Annotated in this window: 20 protein-coding genes; 12 read left to right on the top strand and 8 right to left on the bottom strand. The window is 45.9% G+C overall.

Annotated features, from left to right (window positions below; translation table 11 throughout):
• Position 1: 1 nt before the first annotated feature.
• Complete coding sequence (locus tag J4N45_RS20780; RefSeq protein WP_252016657.1) at positions 2-2,425, top strand: formate C-acetyltransferase/glycerol dehydratase family glycyl radical enzyme; 2,424 nt, start codon at positions 2-4, stop codon at positions 2,423-2,425.
• A 279-nt stretch (positions 2,426-2,704) separates the two neighbouring features.
• Complete coding sequence (locus tag J4N45_RS20775; protein WP_252016655.1) at positions 2,705-3,445, top strand: DeoR/GlpR family DNA-binding transcription regulator; 741 nt, start codon at positions 2,705-2,707, stop codon at positions 3,443-3,445.
• On the opposite strand, the gene J4N45_RS20770 is transcribed toward J4N45_RS20775, so the two are convergent.
• Complete coding sequence (locus J4N45_RS20770) at positions 3,442-4,074, bottom strand: flavin reductase family protein (protein WP_252016652.1); 633 nt, start codon at positions 4,072-4,074, stop codon at positions 3,442-3,444. The two genes, J4N45_RS20775 and J4N45_RS20770, sit on opposite strands and share 4 nt — an antisense overlap.
• Positions 4,075-4,243: 169 nt before the next feature.
• Here J4N45_RS20770 and J4N45_RS20765 point away from each other — a divergent pair, with 169 nt between their 5' ends.
• The 7 genes from J4N45_RS20765 (at position 4,244) to J4N45_RS20735 (ending at position 10,392) form a co-directional block, all read left to right on the top strand.
• Complete coding sequence (locus J4N45_RS20765; protein WP_252016649.1) at positions 4,244-5,191, top strand: LysR family transcriptional regulator; 948 nt, start codon at positions 4,244-4,246, stop codon at positions 5,189-5,191.
• A gap of 145 nt (positions 5,192-5,336) precedes the next feature.
• Positions 5,337-6,365 carry a DUF1254 domain-containing protein gene (locus tag J4N45_RS20760; protein WP_252016647.1) on the top strand — a complete coding sequence of 343 codons (1,029 nt, stop codon included), beginning with the start codon at positions 5,337-5,339 and terminating at the stop codon, positions 6,363-6,365.
• A 167-nt stretch (positions 6,366-6,532) separates the two neighbouring features.
• Entirely contained in the window at positions 6,533-7,510 is a 978-nt protein-coding gene (locus tag J4N45_RS20755) for a helix-turn-helix transcriptional regulator (protein WP_252016645.1), read from the top strand.
• 135 nt (positions 7,511-7,645) lie between these two features.
• Complete coding sequence (locus J4N45_RS20750) at positions 7,646-8,116, top strand: hypothetical protein (protein ID WP_234497783.1); 471 nt, start codon at positions 7,646-7,648, stop codon at positions 8,114-8,116.
• Positions 8,117-8,407: 291 nt separating this feature from the next.
• Complete coding sequence (locus tag J4N45_RS20745) at positions 8,408-8,677, top strand: PTS sugar transporter subunit IIB (protein ID WP_252016643.1); 270 nt, start codon at positions 8,408-8,410, stop codon at positions 8,675-8,677.
• Positions 8,678-8,689: 12 nt separating this feature from the next.
• On the top strand, positions 8,690-9,946 hold the full coding sequence (gene ulaA, locus J4N45_RS20740; protein WP_128648996.1) for a PTS ascorbate transporter subunit IIC: 1,257 nt from the start codon (positions 8,690-8,692) through the stop codon (positions 9,944-9,946).
• Complete coding sequence (locus J4N45_RS20735) at positions 9,943-10,392, top strand: PTS sugar transporter subunit IIA (RefSeq protein WP_252016640.1); 450 nt, start codon at positions 9,943-9,945, stop codon at positions 10,390-10,392. Before ulaA ends, J4N45_RS20735 begins: the two co-directional genes overlap by 4 nt.
• A 66-nt stretch (positions 10,393-10,458) precedes the next feature.
• Here J4N45_RS20735 and J4N45_RS20730 read toward each other — a convergent pair whose 3' ends face one another.
• The 6 genes from J4N45_RS20730 to J4N45_RS20705 all read right to left on the bottom strand — a co-directional run bounded on the left by J4N45_RS20730 (position 10,459) and on the right by J4N45_RS20705 (position 16,685).
• On the bottom strand, positions 10,459-10,758 hold the full coding sequence (locus tag J4N45_RS20730) for a hypothetical protein (protein WP_252016637.1): 300 nt from the start codon (positions 10,756-10,758) through the stop codon (positions 10,459-10,461).
• Between the two features lie 101 nt (positions 10,759-10,859).
• A complete protein-coding gene (locus J4N45_RS20725; RefSeq protein ID WP_252016634.1) occupies positions 10,860-11,762 on the bottom strand; it encodes an EamA family transporter in 903 nt (300 codons plus the stop codon).
• 80 nt (positions 11,763-11,842) lie between these two features.
• Positions 11,843-12,550 (bottom strand): phosphonate utilization transcriptional regulator PhnR, encoded by a 708-nt coding sequence (gene phnR / locus J4N45_RS20720; protein WP_252016632.1) that lies wholly within the window; start codon positions 12,548-12,550, stop codon positions 11,843-11,845.
• 58 nt (positions 12,551-12,608) lie between these two features.
• On the bottom strand, positions 12,609-14,312 hold the full coding sequence (locus J4N45_RS20715; protein ID WP_252017272.1) for a putative 2-aminoethylphosphonate ABC transporter permease subunit: 1,704 nt from the start codon (positions 14,310-14,312) through the stop codon (positions 12,609-12,611).
• Positions 14,313-14,358: 46 nt separating this feature from the next.
• A complete protein-coding gene (locus tag J4N45_RS20710) occupies positions 14,359-15,465 on the bottom strand; it encodes a putative 2-aminoethylphosphonate ABC transporter ATP-binding protein (RefSeq protein WP_234497174.1) in 1,107 nt (368 codons plus the stop codon).
• Positions 15,466-15,677: 212 nt separating this feature from the next.
• Positions 15,678-16,685, bottom strand: a complete 1,008-nt coding sequence (locus tag J4N45_RS20705; RefSeq protein WP_252016629.1) for a putative 2-aminoethylphosphonate ABC transporter substrate-binding protein — start codon at positions 16,683-16,685, stop codon at positions 15,678-15,680.
• A 245-nt stretch (positions 16,686-16,930) separates the two neighbouring features.
• On the opposite strand from J4N45_RS20705, the gene phnW reads away from it, so the two are divergent.
• The 3 genes from phnW to phnX are packed head-to-tail and all read left to right on the top strand — an operon-like array spanning position 16,931 to position 20,241.
• Complete coding sequence (gene phnW / locus J4N45_RS20700) at positions 16,931-18,034, top strand: 2-aminoethylphosphonate--pyruvate transaminase (RefSeq protein WP_252016627.1); 1,104 nt, start codon at positions 16,931-16,933, stop codon at positions 18,032-18,034.
• Positions 18,034-19,392, top strand: coding sequence for an aspartate aminotransferase family protein (locus J4N45_RS20695; protein ID WP_252016625.1), 1,359 nt, complete (start codon positions 18,034-18,036; stop codon positions 19,390-19,392). Before phnW ends, J4N45_RS20695 begins: the two co-directional genes overlap by 1 nt.
• A 30-nt stretch (positions 19,393-19,422) precedes the next feature.
• Entirely contained in the window at positions 19,423-20,241 is an 819-nt protein-coding gene (gene phnX / locus J4N45_RS20690; RefSeq protein ID WP_252016622.1) for a phosphonoacetaldehyde hydrolase, read from the top strand.
• Between the two features lie 66 nt (positions 20,242-20,307).
• On the opposite strand, the gene J4N45_RS20685 is transcribed toward phnX, so the two are convergent.
• Entirely contained in the window at positions 20,308-21,078 is a 771-nt protein-coding gene (locus J4N45_RS20685) for an ABC transporter substrate-binding protein (RefSeq protein ID WP_252016619.1), read from the bottom strand.
• Between the last annotated feature and the right edge of the window lie 4 nt (positions 21,079-21,082).

Here is a 21,082-nt window from a genome sequence, read left to right as displayed (position 1 = left end):
TATGGAACTCAACTATTTACCAAAGCGTATTCAAGACCATAAGACAGCACTAGTGAACATTGTCACGCCACCAATCTGTACTGAGCGTGCCGTTGCTTACACAAAAGCTTATCGTGAAAACGAAGATAAGCCGGTTATCGTTCAGCGCGCTCTTGCGCTCGAAGAACACCTTAGAACGCGTACCATCTGGATTGATAATGACGAGCTAATTGTCGGTAACCAGGCAAGTAAGCTACGCGCTGCTCCTATCTTCCCAGAGTACACTGTGCGTTGGATTGAAGCTGAGATTGACGATTTAGCGGATCGCCCAGGTGCCGGCTTTGCGGTAACAGAAGAAGACAAAGAAGTTATTCACTCGCTCACTCCATACTGGCGTGGTAAGACAGTGCAAGATCGCTGTTACGGTATATTCACACAAGAGCAGCAAGCCATTCTTGCGACCACGATTATCAAGGCGGAAGGCAACATGACCTCCGGTGATGCACACTTAGCGGTCGACAATGAAAAGATCCTTGCGCTCGGTCTTGATGGACTCATTACAGAAGTTGACGACTTCCGTCAAAGCAATGATATTTCAACCTACGAAGGGCTTAAAAAAGAGCAATTTTATAAGTCGGTCGACATCGTTCTGCGTGCTATTCAACAGCATATCCTGCGCTTTGCTGAGTTAGCCTCTGAGATGGCAAAGAATGAGCAAAATACGAAACGCAAAGCCGAGTTAGAAACCATCTCTGCAAACTGTGAACATATTGCTTATCACGCGCCAGCGAGCTTCTGGCAGGCCCTTCAGCTCAGTTATTTTGTTCAGCTGATGCTGCAAATTGAGTCGAACGGTCACTCGGTGTCGTTTGGGCGTATGGACCAATACCTAAACGACTACTACGTAAATGATATCTACAACGGCACTTTGGAACTTGGGTTTGCGCTTGAGCTACTGCAAAGCTGTTGGCTCAAGCTTCTCGAGATCAACAAAATCCGCTCTGGTGCTCACTCAAAAGCGTCAGCAGGCTCTCCGCTTTATCAAAACGTCTGTATTGGTGGCCAAAGGCTTGATAACCAAGGTAACCCGGTAGATGCGGTAAACCCGCTATCTTGGGCAATACTGGAGTCTTGTGGGCAGCTTCGTTCCACTCAACCAAACCTAAGCGTTAGATACCACGAAGGGCTAGACCAAGAATTTTTGATGGGCTGTATCGAAGTCATCAAGTGTGGTTTTGGTATGCCAGCCTTCAATAACGATGAGATTGTAATTCCGGAGTTCATCAAGCTTGGTGTCGAGCGTGAAGATGCCTACAACTATGCCTCGATTGGCTGTATCGAGACAGCTGTACCTGGTAAATGGGGCTATCGCTGCACAGGTATGAGCTTTATCAACTTTGCTCGAATCTTGTTAGCCGCTCTAAATGAAGGCAAAGACGCGACAACCGGCGAGTGCTTCCTGCCACACGACAAATCTCTGGCGAAAGGTAACTTTGCTGGTATGGATGAAGTCATGGCATCGTGGGCAGACCAAGTTCGCTACTACGCAAGAAAATCGATTGAGATCGACACGGTAGTGGATAGCGTCCTAGAGCATCAAGCGCAAGATATTTTTTGCTCATCGTTAGTAGACAACTGTCTGCCGAGCGGAAAAACGGTGAAAGAAGGCGGTGCCAAGTATGACTGGGTATCTGGCCTGCAAGTCGGTATCGCCAACCTAGGGAACAGCCTTGCGGCTATCAAGCACTTGGTATTTGAAGACAAACAGATCAGCCAACCTGAGCTAGCAAAAGCACTAGAAGAAAACTTCGAGGGCTCTGAGCAAGAACAGCTTCGTCAACGTATCCTTAACTTCGCTCCAAAATACGGCAACGATGATGACTCCGTTGACCTTCTACTCGCTAAGGCATACAGCGTGTATATCGATGAGTTGAACAACTTCGTCAATACGCGTCACGGTCGCGGTCCAATCGGCGGTGGGTACTACGCGGGCACGTCTAGTATCTCGGCAAACGTTCCGTTTGGGGCTTCAACTATGGCAACGCCGGACGGGCGAAAGGCAACAACACCTCTAGCTGAAGGCGCAAGCCCATCTTCGGGCTCTGACCGCTTAGGTCCGACTGCGGTATACAACTCTGTCGGTAAGATCCAAGCTGATAAAATCTTAGGGGGTGTGCTGCTGAATCAGAAGTTATCACCAGCAGCCGTGGCGTCTGAAAGCGATAAACTCAAGCTATCCATGTTGATTCGTACATTCTTCAACCACCATAAAGGTTGGCACGTGCAATACAACATTGTGTCGAGGGATACCTTGCTCGCAGCGAAACGTAACCCTGAGCAATACCGTGACTTGGTGGTACGTGTAGCGGGGTACTCAGCCTTCTTCACGGCGCTTTCACCGGACGCTCAAGACGATATTATTGCGCGTACGGAGCACGAACTCTGATAGGGGCTAACAGCTACACTTCGCAGTTTTTTGTGAAGAGTTTAGCTTTCAAATGAAACATAAATGAAAGAGAGCTATAATTGCTCTCTTTTGGTTTGCTGATCGCTTTGAGTAGATCCCTGCCTGCGCAGGGATGACGCCATTATTCGGGATGCTCAGTCGTTGTAGTTCGTCATTCCTGCGCAGGCAGGAATCTTGCTGAAGTAAACACCATCCATAACTCGAATCATCACCAACCCACACCATAAAACTCAACCCCCTGCGCCCCAAGGACTAATTATGAACTCCAGACAATCTGAAATCCTTAACCTCGTCAACGACAGAACCAGAGTGCAAGTCAGCGAGCTTTCTGAACTGACAGGTGTGTCTGGCGTCACTATTCGTCAAGACCTTAATTTCTTGGAGAAAAACGGTTACCTCAAACGGGTTCATGGCGCCGCAGTCGCACTACAAAGTGATGATATTGAATCTCGTCTTGAGGTGCACTTCGATATCAAGCAGCAACTCGCGAATAAAGCGGCGGATCTTGTAACGCCAAATGAAACCGTGCTAATTGAAGGTGGCAGCGCCAATGCTCTGTTAGCGAGAACACTCGCAGAGCGTGGTGATGTCACCATCATCACGCCATCAGCTTATATCGCCCATTTAATCCGCCACACGTCTGCCAACATCATTTTGTTGGGTGGGGTATATCAACATCAAGGGGAGAGCTTGGTGGGACCGCTGACCAAGCTTTGCATTGAGAATATCCACTTCAGTACCGCATTCTTAGGAATTGACGGCTTTGACATCGATACTGGCTTTACCAGTCGAGATATGATGCGCGCCGATATCGCTAGTACCATACTTGCCAAAAAGCGTCGTAATGTTGTGCTCACTGATTCAAGTAAGTTTGGCCAGATATTCCCCTCCTCAATCGGCAGCACCAACGAAATTTCTGTGCTCATTACAGATGAGGCTGCGCCTCAGGATATGCTCAAACACTTAAAATCTAAAGGTGTTGAAATCTTTGTCGGCTAACCAAAGATTTCTGGTTTGGTGTGTGGTTTGGCATAAGTGAGCCTCCCCAAACTGTCTGTCACATGGTAGTTGTCCAGACCCGATACGGCGACACTGCCTAGTGATTCAATATCGATATAACCGCCTTCAGCGATTGCCTCTCGCTCGACATGCAGGTTAGTGATCTCTCCAATCAGCAATACGACACCGTTTAGATCGATAGTTTGACTGCTCTTTAGCGCAAGCGAATACTTTAGCCGACTCTCGGCAACAAAAGGGGCACGCACACCCTCTTGCCATTCAGGTGTTAATCCGACCGCCTCAAATTCAGAAACTTCTCTTGGGTAGCGTGCCGACGTCTGGTGCGCTCGTTTCCAAATATCATTGTTGACATGATTAATGGTGTACTCGCCGACAGACTGAATGTTCTCTAGCGTATCTCTAGCGACTGAGTGGGGTCTTGAAATCATTCCGATTAATGGAGGGTTAGCACCCAAATGAAATACCGAACTCACAATGGCTAAATTGGTGTTCCCTTCATAATCTGCAGTACCTATGAGATTAGCACTTTTAAAGCCTGATAAGCTATTGACGAAGTTAGCTCTATAGCGGTCTTCTAAATTAAGTATATCTTGATGAGTAACATGCATGTGTCGATACCTGGATTAGCGGAATATTGATATAAGTTACTCAAACTCAGTGGTTTTCGATCACCGTGATGCCCATCTCAAGCCAACACTGGATTAATTATTAATGCCATGCACTTTGCCAATATAGTGATATGCTTTGTGGTAATAATTGTGTTTATGGAGTGAGCGGATGAAAACCCTTGAACAAGAACTGTCTCGAATTGACTTAAACTTACTCGTCTCCCTTAGTGTGCTAATTAAAGAGCGCAACGTCTCTCGTGCTGCTGAGAAGCTTTATTTGTCTCAACCAGCAATGAGCCGAACGCTTGCCAGACTCAGAGATCTGTTTAACGATCCACTGTTCTACCGTGAGTCCAATGGATTACAGCCCACAGCGAAAACACTTGAGCTTGAAGCATCACTGGATAGTATTCTGCTCTCAATTGACACTTTATTGAATGGGCTTAGTTTCTCCCCTCTCGAATGTGAACGTGCTTTTCGTTTATCCGTTCCCCCACTGATGAGTCGATTCCTAACCGCGCCTTTAGCTAGGGCGCTTCAAGACGTTGCACCTAAGGTCACGCTAGAAGAGTACCCCTCATCACGCGAACCGATTCAACTACTAAAAGATGGACAGGTCGACTTTTCGATTCATGTTGAAGAGCCACCTCAAAGTGATGAGTATCAATTCCAAAAGATCGGTAGTACCTACCCTGTTATCTATGGCTCTCGAACTCATCCGTTAACGCAACAAACCGATATCACCATAGAAGACTGCCTTAACTATCAATTTGTCGATCTATCCCTGGATGTTCGCTCCAATCACAATTACCTAAACCCAATCGATGTAGAGTTGGCGAAACAAGGTCAGAGTCGCACCATAGCTCTGAAGTCCGGGCAACTTTCCACGCTTTTGGATTCTCTTGCAGGTACGGACCGATTAATGATTTCAAGTCATGCGTTAGCGGACGACCTACTCAACCACGAAGAACTGCAAGTGATTAAGGCATTTAATCGTGACGACTACTACGTCGGCTTATATCTGATTGAACACCGAAAAACGGAAAGTAGCCCAGCTCATCGTTGGTTTAAGCAGCTTGTCGTCGATTCATTGTCCGAGCGAATCTCAACTACTTAAACATGATATGCACCTCAGGCATATCAGCTATAAGTACATATCATTGGAATAGATAGGGCTATCTTCGTAAGCTATTCATCAACAAGCAACGCTATTAAATACAGGGCGAGTTAATAGTGACGATGAATCCACTTCGGAGATAGCTATGACTTTCAAGAAATCACTCATTACTTGCTCAATCCTTGGCCTTGGTTTTGCGCTCACCGCTTGCAGCACAACATCCACCGAAACCACAAATCAAGCCTCTAGCACTATAGAGATCACAGAGCAAAATTACGCTCATGCGGAAACCGCTCGCAACTATCGCAACTGGGTAGCGCTTGGTGCAAACCAACAGATCACGCACATGCGTAACCTGCCTCCGAGAGGTAAAGATGCACCAACAGTCCAGATGAATGACGACACCTTATACTCTGTTGCAGTCGTTGAGGCAGTGGACGGTATGGTGACATTTGAAATTCCAGAATCTGACGTTTATATGGCGGTGCAGGTTGTGAACGAAGGCGGTCACGGTGAACATTACGTGGTTGGTGAGGGTTCATATACCGCGGCGATTGAAACAGATTATGCATTTCTCATCTATCGTACAGGTACAGAAAAAGGGCTAGAAGCAGCACGCACAGCTCAAGATAAGATCGAAACAGATACACTCAAGTTCGGCACTTATGAAGTTCAAGACTACGACTATCAAGAAGTCGAAGCGTGGACGTCTACCCTCACTGCCGAAACACAGGGACAAGTATTTGCTTATACCTTCCCTCGCACCTCTAAAGAGGTGACGGATTTGCATCAGTGGAACTTGGAGAACGCCAATGGCTGGGGCGGTTCATCGCCAGAGGTTAATGTCGCGAACCTTTACACCAACTCTGTCATGCTTGACGCGGAGCAGTGCCAAACCACAACCTTTGAGGAACCCGAGTCAAAATACTTTACCTCATTAACACCGTACGATGAGTCTCGTTACCTTATTGCTGGGGCTAACCATATCTCATCAAACGATTGGGTAACGAATGGCGACGGCACGGTCACTGTGTCTTTTAACTGTGGCTCGAATGCCATCAACAACATAGATACCAACGGACAAGATTTCTCATTTACGGTGCGCTACTACGGCGTGAGCCAGAAAGTAATGAACGGTGAAATTGCTCCAGAGAAATCCGTTATCAAATCATAGGCGACAAACAGGTGAGAATGCGGTTGCCATTCTCACCTAATAACTCTCTGATAAACCACAGATATACACTTCGCACATATCCTTTATCCAAACCTATCATTTCTAAAGTACATCTCGATTAATTATATTAAACACACAACCTAACACACCACCTCGAGGAGACTCTCATGTTCCCAGTCGTTTATAGTGATTATGCCACCAGCATTCTGTCGCACTTAAAACAGCACGGTATTGATGTTAGCTATATGGTAGCGGCTTCTGGTCTTCCTAGTGATTATCAGCAGACAGAATCTACATTCTTGCCACTACGTGCACTATTTAGGTTGCTAGAATTGACCTATCAAGAACTAGGAGAGGAGAAAGGAACCTCAATCATTCGACAGGTACTACGCACTCAAATTGTCCCAGCACTCCTTGCTGAGCTAAATGATTGCGAAACTGTTGAGCAGGCAGTACGCAATCTCATTCTGTTGATTCAAGCTCAAATACCACAGTCAGAGATATCATTGACCCTGCATGGAGAAGATTTCATCTTCACGCGCTACAAAGTAAACACAGGTGCGGACTCAGCGTTTATTTGGTCAGAAGTTTTCTCATTATGGACTATGGTCGAACTCATTCAGGCTATCACTCAATCAAAGTGGCTTCCCAAACAAGTGCACATTCAATCGCAATCTTGCAGTGATGTGATTGGGTGTTTCCCACGCCAAATTCAGTTTATTCAGGCACGTGAGATGTCTGGTGTGATCATTGAATCAGCACTGCTATCGCAACCTGCGTCCTTCTCAAATGCACGAAGGGATGAGGATGAAGAAGACTACGGTATGCACTACAACGTCATCAGTCAAACCTACAGCGCCCTTCGACCTTATGTCCTTGAGCTTAAGTTTGACTTAGAGCGAGCGGCTCAGATTATCGAAGTGAGTAAGCGCACACTGCAAAGACGCTTGAGTCAGCATGGCATCACTTTTCGACAGCTAAGAGATAACCTCATTGCTGACATTGCACTGGAGCAGTTGCAAAAGGGAGAAGCGGTTTCAAGGGTAGCGGTCAATGTCGGATTTGCCAGCGTGTCTCAGTTCTCAAGGTCGTTTAAGCGCATTACAGGACTGGCACCATCACGCATTGCACTTCGCCATATCTAGAACTAGCTTTACCAAAAGTAACAGTGTTTAGCATCAACATGTACCTAGAATATTTCTTTAAAATTCTTGAGTGTGTATACTTAATAGGTTGAACTTGCGAAGTTGTACTCTGGATTGTAAATGCAAATAAAGAAAATGGATGCGCCACACGATATGCAAATAGGCGCTAGGTTCGAAACAAAATCTCATGGTTATGTTACCGTTGTGGAGTATTACAATACTCATACTGTCATTGTCGCATTTGAGAACACCGGTAATATTCGCTCTACTACCGCGTCAAAATTACGTGGCGGTCAAATTAGCGATCGTGCCGCACCCATTCAATCTTCCATGGTTGGAGAAACGGTATTATCCCCAAAACATGGAATGCTAACGATTACTCAAGTCGAATCTGAAAATGTTATTCTATTAGAAACTGAAGACGGTGAAGAAATTCGTATGCTTCGTCCTGCCGTGCAAAAACTTCGTGAAAAAATCAATGATGAAGAGATCGACAACGACCAACCTAAACTACCGACTTCTTTGAGTGCACTTACTAAGAGAAATAAGAAAACCAAAGATGTTAATAAGCTACTCAAAAAGATGCTTACTGACTATGGTAAATAATCATTTACTGCACTGCCATTATATTCATAGCACAAAAGATTAATTACAAGCCTTCCATTTAAACTACAAATACCTCACTCCTTTCCTATACTTCTCTGTGGGCCATAACACTAAAGAGTTAAAGCCCCCTATTTTGGGACTTTAACTCAAATTAATGCGACTCACGTCACAAGGTCAATTTGATTTTGTGACACAGGTCTATTGTTGTTTTGGTCAGTTTGGATATGATTTGTACCATCCAATAGCGAGGAAAACCCTTCCTCCCCTATAAACTCACATGAGAATGATGATATGAAAAAGATTATGGTTGTATGCGGAAATGGTCTTGGTACTTCACTAATGATGGAAATGGCCGTTAAGGAAGTAGTAGGTAAAATTGGTCTGGATGCCGAAGTTGATCATGAAGATCTATCATCTGCAGCGTCAAGTACTGCTGATATTTGGGTTGCTGCGACTGACGTTGCTAACCAATTAGCTGATGCTGGTAAAGAAAACATTGTTAGCCTTGCGAATATTTTTGATAAAGCTTCTATCGAAGAACAATTGAAAAAATTAATGTAAGGAAAAGATGTAATGCAAAATTTCTTCGAGTTTATGCTGGGCTTATTAAAAGAGCCCGCAATTATGGTAGGTCTTATAGCTTTCGTGGGCTTAATTGCCCAGAAAGCTGACGTATCGACTATTCTTAAAGGCACCATTAAAACCGTAATGGGTTTCCTAATTTTAGGTTTTGGTGCTGGCGCTCTTGTTGGCGCACTAAATAATTTTTCAACTGTATTTACAGAAGCATTTGGCGTAAGTGGTGTTATTCCAAATAACGAAGCAATTGTTGCTCTAGCACAAGAAGCTTTCGGTTATGAAATGGCATTAATTATGTTCTTCGCATTCTTGGTTAATATTCTTTTGGCTCGTTTCACGCCATTGAAGTTTATTTTCCTTACAGGTCACCACACCATGTTCATGTCAATGTTGGTGGCGGTAATCCTGTCTACTGCGGAGATCCAAGGTGCAGCATTAGTTGCAATGGGTTCAATTATCGTTGGTTCACTAATGGTAATCATGCCTGCTCTTGCACAAAAATATACCGTGAAAGTAATGGGTACTGACCAACTTGCTATGGGTCACTTCTCAACGTTTTCATACTTAATCGCAGGCTATGTGGGTAGCAAATTTGGTGACCCATCGAAATCAACAGAAGAGATCAACGTACCTAAGAGCCTTATGTTCTTGCGTGATACGCCAGTTGCAGTTGCAACAACAATGGCAATCTTCTTTATGATTGCATCTATCTTCGCTGGCGGTGAGTTCGTAGAGAGCGTATCTGGCGGTCAGAACTGGGTAGTATTTACCTTCATGCAATCTCTGGTATTCGCAGGTGGTGTTTACATCGTTCTTCAAGGTGTGAAAATGTTGATTGCGGAAATCGTTCCAGCATTTAAAGGCATCTCTGACAAGCTTGTACCAGGTGCGAAGCCAGCTCTAGATTGTCCTATGGTGTTCCCAGTAGCGCCTAACGCGGTATTGATTGGTTTCCTATCTTCATTCGCTGCAGGCCTAGTGTCTATGGGTATCCAAGGTGCTTTTGACTGGACAATCATCGTAGCAGGTGTTGTACCTCACTTCTTCGTAGGTGGTGCTGCAGGTGTTTATGGTAACGCGATGGGTGGTCTACGCGGTGCAATCCTTGGTGCATTTGTTCAAGGTCTATGTATCTCGTTCCTACCGATGCTACTACTACCAGTTCTAGGTGGTCTTGGTCTTGAAGCAACAACATTTGCTGACTTCGACTTCGGTGTAGTTGGTCTGATTCTAGGTTGGATTGTTCAATGAGTATTTTTAATCTAATTGGCGATAACGGCATTGTTATCTGTAACGAAGAAAACTTGTCTGTCAACGCTGCACTCGACATCACCTGCTCAAAGCTATTGGAGCAAGGTAAAGTAGAAGCTAGCTACCTTGAAGCAATCAAGGCGAAGCATAAAGAAATCGGTGCGTACTACGTACTGGCTCCTAAAATTGCAATGCCACACGCTCGTCCAGAAGACGGGGTTAACGAAGCAGCGCTTCAGGTAACAGTATTCAAAAACGGTGTCGATTTAGAGTCAGAAGATAACGGTGACGTTTACTTCTCAATCACACTGGCGGCAATGGATTCAGACAGCCACATTCAAACCATTATGGCGTTAGCTGAACTGTTCCAAAACGATGATGACGTTGAAGCCATTATCGCTGCTGAGAGTGAAGCTGCGATCATCGAGATTCTGAAGAAATACTAATCTCGAAGCAAAAACAAAGCCCTTGTATGAAAATACAAGGGCTTTTTTAGTTCGGTATGAATAACATTATGTATTAGAGAAAGCGCTTGCCTTATGCTTATCAACCGCTTCAGCTTCATCAAACAGCTCAGCGTTGAATACAATATAGCCATTCGACAACACACCTTTGGCGACTTGAGGGCGACCTTTGCACCCTACGCCCATCAATCTCTGACACAAAGCATCTGGTGCGGATTGATACACGATATCCAAAAACGGCAGTTGAGCGTCGGTCACAATGCCATACGCATTAAACTGCTCTATCGCATCTTCAAAGAGATCTGAATCAGTATGTTCGATGATTTCTATCACGTGTTCCAATCGCATCTATTACTCAATTCCATTTTAATCATGTACTTATTGCGAGAGTGTACACTAGTTTCCATCGGTATTACACGGGTTGGATCAATGTCACTCTTACCACTTTGCTATAACGCCAAAGCGATAATGAGACCCGAACAGACCAAAAGTACCCCAAGGATGCGACTATTCAGCCAAGGCTCTTTAAGAAACCACATCCCCATAAAGACGCCAAAGATAATACTCACTTGGCGAAGGGCAACGACATAACTCACATTCTCGACCATTGTCATCGCATACAATACGATGCCATACGTTAGCCCCATCATCAGCCCTGCCGCCGTCGAATGATAGCGATACTTCCAAGCGAGTGCGATCTCATGAGTCTGTTTGGTAAAGACTAGCCACAAGATCAACATCAAAGTGATGCCGGCAGTTTGCAATCCCAGATACAACATGGCGATATGGAGCGACGTCAGCGCTGTCGTTTCAGACACCAACCAATTGATCCCCTCTTTATCGACGATAGAGTATATCGTGGTGCCAATAGCCGCGATGAACGCCCAAAAGACTCCGCGATTGGCATAGGCACTCACGCTCAAGCCTTTAAGTGTTTTCAATGGCACTAGCAAACAACCTAGCGTCAAAATAGCGAAACCAAACCAAGCGGTGAGGTCTAACGATTGCCCTAGTGCCCAAGCCCCCAACCCAACCATTAACACAGGCAAAGCGCGAGCGATTGGGTAAATAACGCCTATGTCCCCATTCTTATAAGCTCTGAGCAGCCCAACCAAGTAGATAACCTGACCAACAGCGCTGATCCCAAGCAACCACCAAAAATGTGCAGAGATATTGCTGATTCCAACCTGAATGAAACACCAGACAATAAACGGAGAGAGCAGCAAGAACTGTGAAAGAGAAGCGCCTAAAGTGAACGAGTAGCCTGAGCCATTATTAGACTTACCAAGAATGTTCCAACCCGCATGAAGTAGCGCCGAAAAGATAACAAGAAGAGCAGCGTAGAGTGTCACAACAAGATCCGATAAAAAACAACCGACACCACTTGGGTGTCGGCTGGTAAGAAGATAAATCAAAAGAAGTGTATGAAAACCTATCTTTCGAGCTGAGCGATGGACTCGATACTGATAGCATCATGGCGCCAATATTCAATATCACAATCAATAAGCTCGCCATGCTGATTGTAATTAATACGCTCGACCATCATTGCAGGAGTACCTGAAGTTGCACGCAGCGCTTGTGCCACCTCGCCCAGCAGTGAGGTTGTGGTGACTCGGTACTTCACCCTATCGTAGACAACACCGTATTTCTCACGATAGATATCCGTCAATGACGCACCAGCCATATCCACATCTAGGAGGTCTGGAAACTTTTCGGTTCGAATGAAGTTGGTCACATAAACGACTGGGCGCTCTTCAAGGTAACGCACGCGATCTACTCGATAAATATCTGAGAAAGGTGGTAATTCCAAAAGCTGAGCCGCTTGTTTTGTTGTCAGGATCCCTTTTGCTGCAATGAGCTCAGTACGAGGCTGTCGATTCTGAGAAATCGCCATATTAGTAAAGTTAAGGGTCTGCGTAGGGTCATAACGGAGCGGCTCAGGAGATATAAACCAGCCACGACGATCTTCACGATAAATGCGCCCTTCTGCTTCAAGCAGTGACAGTGCTTCACGAAGCGTGACACGAGTGGTATCAAACGACTCAGCAAGCTTGCGTTCTGCTGGCAATTTTTGCCTCGGAGCAAGCATGCCCGATTCAACTTGCTCAACAATGGCGTCTTTTATTTTTACGTATTGCACTTGGCATCCTTAATTCAATCGTTATCCAACACGATTATTAATCGAAATATCTCGTCTATTAGCGTTTACGCCAAGCTTGAGTTTTGCCTTCAAATAGCTTTCCAACAACCATGTGAACCAGTTTGGCAACGGCTGCCGAGAGCATGATCATTACCGCCATTGCCGCTGCACTGCCCGTCTGACCGGCATCATCCATGTTAAGCACCGCGACAGACGCTGGGATCGTGTTTGTTGAATACAAGAATACTACCGCAGACGTGGTTGTTAAAGCATTGATAAATAGATATATCGCTATATCTAACACAGCCGGCAAACAGCATGGCAAAGAAACTTTGAAAAACAGCTTATATTGCGGCAGCTTAACCGACGCAGCCGTCGCCTCAATTTCTGAAGGTAGCTGCTTGAGTGCCGTCAACGCCGTCATATGCCCCACAGTGTAATAATGCACAACGGTATTGATAACCAAGAATGCCATGGTGCCATACAACACACCGAGGGGGTTGTTAGCGTCATTAAAGTAGAAGATGTAACCCAAACCCAGTACCAACCCAGGAACGGCCATTGGAATCACGCTTATCATCTGCATCGCTTGACGAACCGGACCAAACGCACGCCCTTTCTCAATGCAGTAAGCACCGATAAAGATAACCACCGAGCCTATGATTGCTGTCCATGTCGCCAGTTTCAGGGAGTTAAAGTACGGGCTCCAGCCATAAGTACTCATCTCGGCGAAGTTATAGTTATTGAGAGTGAGGGCTTTGTTCCAAGGCCAGAAAGTAACCAGCGAACCATACACTGCCATACCAAGCACAGCTAACACCGCCAAAGAAACCAACAGACAATAGACAAAGCAAAGGGAGTCACGCAACTTATTGGGAGATGGCTGATAGGGCACGGAGCGACTATCTAGCATGCTCTTCTGCTTTTTCTGTACCCAGCGGTCAACAGTAAACGCCAGAATAGCCGGAAGAAGCAACAAGATACTGGTTACCGCCCCCATAGAAAAATTCTGCTGGCCAACGACTTGCTTGAATATATCGGTCGCTAACACGTTGTAGCTGCCACCAATCACTTTAGGTACACCAAAATCACAAACCACCAGAGTAAACACGACGATGAGTGTGCTGATCAATCCATACTTAGCCGCAGGTAAAGTAACGGTGAAGAAAGTTTTAGCCGGCGATGTTTTTAGTGCACGTGCCGCTTCGTATAGACGAGCATCTGAGGTGCGCAGTGACGTAGCTAAAATCATCAAGGCATGGGGAAAGGTCCAAAATATTAGGCCCAGTGAAACACCAATCAAGCCATAAACAGAGTGTCCTTGCAGTAGTTCTTTCGCCACACCTTGATTACCAAACAAGAAGATCAAACTAATTGCTGGGAGTAGCGACGGCGCTAAGATTGGTGCCGTCCCCATCAAGTTAAACAGACCTTTCAATGGCATACACGAGCGAGTCAACGCATAAGCGTAACCGAATGCTAAAAAGCCAACCACCACAGTGACAATAAGCCCGAGCGTCATCGTATTACTTAGTGAATACCACAGACTGTCGGTGGCAAAATAGGTAGCGAAATTCTCAAGACCAACGAACTCACCGGCACTGTTCTGCACACTCTTTTTCATCATTGCCCACAAGGGCATCAAGATAAACAGTGTCATAGCGACAAATAGAAACGTTAGCAGTCCAAAAAGTACCATATTGTCTTTACTAAACTTAGCACTGACTTTTTGAGTGGTGAGTAACGCCAGACGTTGTTTCATTGTGCCACCAGAATTTAGAGTTGAAGTAACCTGCATTGACCCTTCCCTATGCCGCGGCTTTTAGCTGACTTGTTTCTCGGCGATAGCCAAGCAATCCACTCTCAGAAAACTCGACGTAACGAATATCGTTGCGACGAAGTTGAAGCTCGTTGGCATGTTTGACTGGAACGTCAATGTAAATAGGCGCGGCAGTTGGCGCGTGCTGCATCATCACCTCGACGCGATAAAACGCGCCTTGAAACTCTTTTGCCAGTACTTTTACTGGAATCGCATTGGCAGCATGCTCGACAAACTTCAGGCTCTCAGGACGGACAGCAAGGTCAAAGATATCTCCTTGTTCTAACGTCATGTTTTCCAAAGTCGGTAATGACAGCATACTTTCCGCGATGCGCAGACTCGTCGTTGACGCTACTGAAGCTTCGATAAAGTTCATGCTGCCGACAAAATCAGCAACGAAACGCGTTGCCGGCTTCTCATACACTTCTTGCGGCGTGCCTACTTGCTCAATCACGCCATGGTTCATCACCACAATACGGTCAGCCATGGATAAGGCCTCTTCCTGATCGTGCGTTACCATGATGGTAGTGATGCCAAGCTTTCGCTGCATTTGGCAGATCTCTTCACGCAGGTGAGTACGTACTTTTGCATCAAGAGCTGACAAAGGTTCATCGAGCAGAAGCAGACCTGGAGACAGCGCCAACGCGCGCGCTAGCGCAACACGCTGCTGCTGACCGCCAGAAAGTTGGTTAGGATACTTATTGCCAGACGTTGGTAGACCAATCATTTCTAGCCAGTGTTCTACTTTCTCCAACGCCTCTTTATTTGACATACCTTGGTTCTTTAAACCTATGGCGATGTTCTCTTGTACCGTTAGGTTAGGAAATAGCGCATAAGATTGAAATACAATGCCAAAGTCGCGTTTTTCTGGTGGAAGAAAAGTAATGTCTTTGTCTGCTTGATGGATTTCACCCGTAGTTGGTAAATCCAAGCCCGCAATGGCGCGAAGTAATGTGGTTTTGCCACAACCAGATGGTCCAAGAAAGCAAACGAACTCGCCCTTGTTGATGGCGAGGGAAATCTGTTTTAATGCCGTGAACTGACCGAACTGTTTCACCACATTTTTAATATCTAGATAAGGGTTGGATACTGTCATCATCGTCTCTCCAATGGTATATACCAAATGTAAATCTGGTTTGTTTCATCGGGATGACAGTTTTGTAGCAGGTAGATTGCAATCGACAATTTTCGCGATGATGGTATCTCTGTTTGCTAAAAACAACGAAGGGAAGATCCTAAGAACTTCCCTTCTTTAATACATCATCAGTTAATGCGTGACTGATGTATGCAACAGTCAGCCATCATTGACTACGATCGTGGCTCCGACTTACCGTCAAATTTTTGAGACCATGTTTTTAGCACTTCAGCGCGATCTGCACCCATTTTGCTAAAGTCCATGTCAGCCATAGCCTCTTCTACCTCAGGGTAGTTTGACACATTGCCCGTTACCGCCTTATGAGCAACCACTGGATAAGACTCAACATAAAGCTCGTTTGCTGCCTTGGAGATTGACCAGTCAACCACTCGCTTAGCGGCATCAGACTCTTTAACCAAACCGACTGCTTCAGACTCCCAACCGATGCCTTTTGGCGTGATAACCGCGAGTGGCGCACCTTGGTTGATGAGCTTAGCACCGCGCACAGCCATTGAGATGCCGATAGCGACTTCTCCCATACCCGCCTGAACACATGGCTTCGAGCCAGAGTGCGTGTAATGTGCAATGTTGTTATCTAGCTTTTTCATATAGTTCCAAGCTTGATCTTCACCCATGTTCTGCAGCCACGCCGATACTTGCATGTATCCCGTACCCGAAGACGCTGGGTTTGGCATAGCGATATGACCTTGATAAACCGGCTTAGTCAGATCTTCCCAAGACTGTGGTTTCGGCAGGTTAAGCTGTTTTGCCACCGCTTCGTTGAAACAGATAGCATTGAAAAATGCGTCGTTACCAAACCAAGCTTGATTCGTCTGAGGATCGTTAAGGCTCTCATTCAAGTCTTCTAAGCCTGTTGGTGTATATGGCTTAAGAATGCCTTCTTCCTTAAGCAGAGCCATCGATGAGCCTGCCAACCCCCATACAACTTCCGCGTGAGGATTGTTTTTCTCGGCGAGAAGTTTCGCCGTCATGATACCTGTCGAATCACGAACCCATTTGATCTTGATGTCTGGGTTTTCTTTCTCAAACGCGTTCTTGTATTTAGCAAGAATGTCAGTCTCGAAAGCGGTATACACGGTTACTTCTGTCGCTGCTAGTGCATTAGTGGCTAGTAGAGAAACCAGTGTCGCCAGTGTTCCCTTCGTCAAACGGTTTTTCATCTTCGTCTCCAGTTAAATTTGGTCTGTACCAGTTGATAAAGCCCACCTTAGTTTTGTTATATGACGATTAAATGAACAAAAAATGGCAGTTTTACTAAATAAAATCGACTTTACCGACTAGTTTTACGCTCAAAGTGCAGTTATGAAACTTTTGTGAAAGTTGGATTCCGCCCTTTGCGTTTACAAAATTTGGTTGCTAGAGTGATTACAATAATTGGTATAGTCCAAAACAAACGAGACGCAAAATGAAAAACGAATACTTGTTGCTTACGCCCGGTCCATTATCGACTTCCGAAACCGTACGTCAGGCAATGTTGAAAGACTGGTGTACTTGGGATGACGATTACAACAAAGAGATCGTCGAAGTGATTCGTGCCAAATTAACAAAGCTAGCGACTGAGCACGAAGGCTATACAAGTGTGCTCATGCAAGGTAGCGGTACTGCTTCTGTTGAAGCAACGATTGGCAGCTCTATTGGTCCGAATGACAAGCTACTCGTGGTCGATAATGGCGCCTACGGTGCGCGTATCGCACAAATTGCCGACTACTTAAACATTGCTACCCATGTTGTTGCCCCTGGAGAGGTAAGCCAACCAAGCCTAGACAAGGTAAAAACCGCACTAGAGCAGGATGCCTCTATCACGCACGTCGCGATAGTTCACTGCGAAACGACCACTGGCATGCTAAATCCAATTGAAGCAGTCGCCACGCTAGCAAAAGAATATGACAAAACCGTGATTCTCGATGCGATGTCGAGCTTTGGTGGTATTCCTATGGATATTGGGGATCTGGGCATCGACTTTATGATCAGCTCTGCCAACAAATGTATTCAAGGTGTCCCAGGCTTTGGTTTTGTGGTTGCTAAACAGTCTGAGTTAGAAAAATGCAAAGGCCGCGCACGTTCACTAAGTCTCGATCTTTATGACCAATGGCACTGCATGCAAGCCAATCATGGTAAGTGGCGTTTCACGTCTCCTACTCATACAGTACGTGCATTCTATCAGGCCTTGATTGAACTTGAGCAAGAAGGCGGCATTAGTGCCCGTCACCAGCGCTATCAAACCAACCAGACAACCTTAGTACAAGGAATGCGCTCTTTGGGTTTCCGTACCTTGCTCAATGATGATCTGCACTCACCCATCATCACATCGTTCTACTCGCCAGAGCATAGCGACTATCAATTCAAAGAGTTCTATGACCGATTGAAGGCGCAGGGTTTTGTTATCTACCCAGGTAAAGTCTCCAATGCTGACTGTTTCCGCATAGGTAACATTGGTGATGTTCACCCAGCAGACATTGAACGCCTAATCGGTGCCATTAAAAACGCTATGTATTGGGAGCTTTCATAATGTCGAGTACAGCGACTCACCTTCGCAGCGAAGGGGATGTGAACAACACCCTTGCTCGCCAAGAATGGAACAGCAAGATTCAAGACGAGGCGACACAAACGCTACTTAAGCGTGATGCTGAGGTATTTTTACATCAATCTATGTCTACGCCATGTCTTGATTCTCTAGAAGCCGCCGAAGGCATCTACATTCAGGACACGCGTGGCAAGCGTTATATGGATTTTCATGGTAACAACGTGCATCAATTAGGCTATGCGCACCCTCATGTGATCAAACGAATCACTGAGCAGATGCACTCATTACCATTTTCGCCACGCCGTTTTACCAATGAAACAGCAGTGCAATGCGCTGAAAAACTGACTGAAATCTGCGGTGGTGATTTAAACCGAGTTTTGTTTGCGCCAGGCGGTACATCCGTTGTAGGAATGGCGCTTAAGCTTGCTCGCTACATCACTGGCAATTACAAGGTTGTTTCACTCTGGGATTCATTCCACGGCGCTTCTCTTGACGCGATTTCTGTCGGGGGCGAAGCGTGCTTCCGCGAAGGTATGGGACCTCTAATGGCAGGTGTCGAACGCATACCACCAGCAGTTTCATACCGAGGCGCGTTCCCTTCTCAAGACGGTAGCGACGTCCACTACGCCGACTACCTAGAGTATGTCATTGAAAAAGAGGGCGGTATCGGCGCATTTATCGCAGAAGGCGTTCGCAATACCGATGTCCAGGTACCAAGTAAAGCCTACTGGCAGCGCATTCGTGAAATCTGCGACAAACACAACGTCATGCTGATCATCGATGACATTCCCAATGGCATGGGGCGAAGCGGCGAATGGTTCACCTATCAAGCATTCGACATTGAGCCAGATATTTTATGTATCGGTAAAGGTTTCGGTGGCGGCTTAGTCCCTATCGCTGCCATGGTGACCAAAGACAAGTACAACACTGCTGCCGAGATCTCGCTCGGTCACTATACCCACGAAAAAAGCGCTCTAGGGTGCGCAGCTGCGCTGGCAACGATGGAAACCATCGAACAAGAAAAGCTACTCGAAAAAACACGTGAAGACAGCGAGTTTGTGAGAGCACGCCTGCAGCAGATGAAAGACAAATACTCAATCATTGGTGATGTGCGCGGTATTGGCTTGTTGTGGGGTGTTGAGTTGGTGACAAACCATATCACCAAAGAGCGTGCTTACGATGAAGCGGAGCAGGTGCTATACCAGTGCTTGAATCAAGGACTGAGCTTTAAGGTTTCTCAAGGAAACGTCATTCAGCTAAGTCCACCTTTAATTATCACCCGAGAAGAGCTCACCAAAGCTCTCGATATCTTTGAGCACGCCATTGCTCATGTTTGTCGCTAAACAATAAGTTAGAAAATAAGGAATACCACTATGACTCAACCATCCCCTATCCAAGCTGTTGTTTTTGACTGGGCTGGCACCATTGTTGACTTTGGTTCATTCGCACCGACGAGCATCTTTGTCTCTGCGTTTAAGCAAGGCTTCGACTTCGACATTTCATTAGAAGAAGCCCGTGAGCCGATGGGTATCGGTAAATGGGACCACATCAAAGCCGTTGGTCAGATCCCAGCCGTGAAAGCACGTTGGGTGGCTCAGTTTGGCAAAGAGATGGACGATGCGGACATTGATGCTATCTACGCGGCATTTATGCCTCTGCAGAAAGCGAAAGTCGCTGACCATGCAGCGCCAATTCTAAATGCTGTCGAGGTCGTGAATAACCTAAAACAGAAAGGCATTAAAATCGGCTCATGTTCAGGTTATCCGCGTGAAGTCATGGACGTTCTTGTTCCTGTTGCGGCCGATTACGGCTACCAACCTGATTACGTAGTAGCGACAGACGATCTTCCACAAGGCGGTCGCCCGGCACCATTCATGGCACTGAAAAATGCCATTGAGCTAAGTGTTACAAGCGTTGGCGCATGCGTCAAAGTTGACGATGCTGCGCCTGGCATCGAAGAGGGTCACAATGCAGGAATGTGGACTGTGGGTCTATTGCTATCGGGTAACGAGGCCGGACTAACATTTGAAGAATACCAAGCCGCTGATGCAGAAACTCTCGACGCAGCGCGCGAGCGTGCCCGTGTGAAACTGGGTAAATCAGCCCCGCACTACTTAATTGATACTATTGCCGATCTGCCTGAAGTGATTGCTGATATTGAAGAGCGATTAGTCGCAGGCGAGCACCCTTAATCAAACACTGTGGTTAAGCTATGAAAAAGGAGAGCTTATCTTATCGCTCTCCTTTTTAGTGCGCGCTTATTCCGCGCCATAAATATCAAAATTGAAGTACTTTGCCGCAATCTTGTCATAGGTTCCGTTACTACGGATATCTTTAATGGCTTGGTTAAACTGAGCGGCGAGTTTCTTGTCTTGCAGTCTCAACGCCAACGCCGTTCCTTCACCAATGTAGGCTTTGTCAGTCACTGCCTTACCTTTAAATTCGAAATTAGCACCCTCAGGCTTATCTAATAGTGCCAGAGCCAATTGATCAGAGTTCCCGAATGTTACATCTAAGCGACCATTCTGAAGATCAAGGTAAACCTCATCCTGACCGTTATAACGTTTGATTGTCGCGATAGAGCCAAAATGGTCAGTCACATAGGTATCATGGATAGTGCCTTGTTGGACACCAATCGTCTTCCCTTTCAGACCTTCTTTATCCATTTCAAAAGTCGCGCTTTTTGCGGCGACAAAGCGAGCAGGTGTTTGATAGTACTTGTTGGTAAATAGCACTCTCTTCTTACGCTCTTCTGTGATTCGCATGGATGCCATAATCACGTCAGACTTACGAGATAGCAGGCTCGGGATCAAAGAGTCCCAGCTCTGCGTGACCCAAACACAATCAAGCTCAGCTTGAGCACACAAGGCGTCGGCGATCTCAATATCGAACCCTACTGGCGTTCCTTGGCTGTCTTTATAATTAAAAGGTGGATAGGTAAAATCTGAAGCCAGCCTGACCTCTTTAGCCTGCACTGAACCGATGAATAGTGCTGATATGCAAACGATGCTAGTAATAATTTTCTTCATTGGT

Origin of the sequence: Vibrio sp. SCSIO 43140 (genome assembly GCF_023716585.1) — a bacterium.
GTDB classification, from domain to species: Bacteria; Pseudomonadota; Gammaproteobacteria; order Enterobacterales; family Vibrionaceae; genus Vibrio; species Vibrio maritimus_B.
The sequence above is the reverse complement of the archived record's forward strand: the minus strand, read 5'-3'. Positions and strand labels throughout refer to the sequence as shown.